Annotated in this window: 1 protein-coding gene and 1 riboswitch; the gene reads left to right on the plus strand. The window is 43.1% G+C overall.

Going from position 1 to position 573, the window contains the following annotated elements; genetic code table 11:
- Positions 1–74: 74 nt before the first annotated feature.
- Positions 75–166, minus strand: a riboswitch (TPP riboswitch).
- 112 nt (positions 167–278) lie between these two features.
- The coding region (locus tag IE142_RS40180) for an RNA pyrophosphohydrolase (RefSeq protein ID WP_191889495.1) at positions 279–573 on the plus strand (295 nt) is incomplete at its 3' end.

The following is a 573-nucleotide window of genomic DNA, read 5'->3' on the forward strand; positions in this document are numbered from 1 at the left end:
TTATTAACACGCTATTTTCCTCAGTAAAAAGTCAAGTAGGATCTGAGGAGTGAGGAGGCAAATGAGTTATTATTGCGCCATCCTGACTCAAATCCCTACGCCAGTATTAGCTGGATCAGGTTCCACGAGTTTTTCTCAGCTTAAAAAAGCACCCCGTTGAGACATTCCCATTGTAGATAAATACTCACGTTGTGCAAAGTCTGTTGATAGTGGTTTACCGTTTGTGGGTAGTATGAAACAATGAGTTATCTTTCAAGTTTGGTTATTGAGGTAGTCTGGTGATCGATGATGATGGCTACCGCCCGAATGTGGGGATTGTAATTTGTAATCGGCAAGGGCAAGTGCTTTGGGCCCGTCGCTATGGACAACATTCATGGCAATTTCCTCAAGGGGGAATTAATCCTGGAGAATCACCAGAACAAGCCATGTATCGTGAGTTGTTCGAAGAAGTTGGATTAAGTCGTAAGGATGTTAAAATCCTTGCCTCCACGCGTAACTGGTTACGTTACAAGTTACCTAAGCGTTTGGTGCGTTGGGACACAAAACCTGTTTGTATTGGACAAAAACAGCGTT

The sequence above is a fragment of the Streptomyces mutabilis genome, assembly GCF_014649815.1.
Lineage (GTDB): Bacteria > Actinomycetota > Actinomycetes > Streptomycetales > Streptomycetaceae > Streptomyces > Streptomyces mutabilis.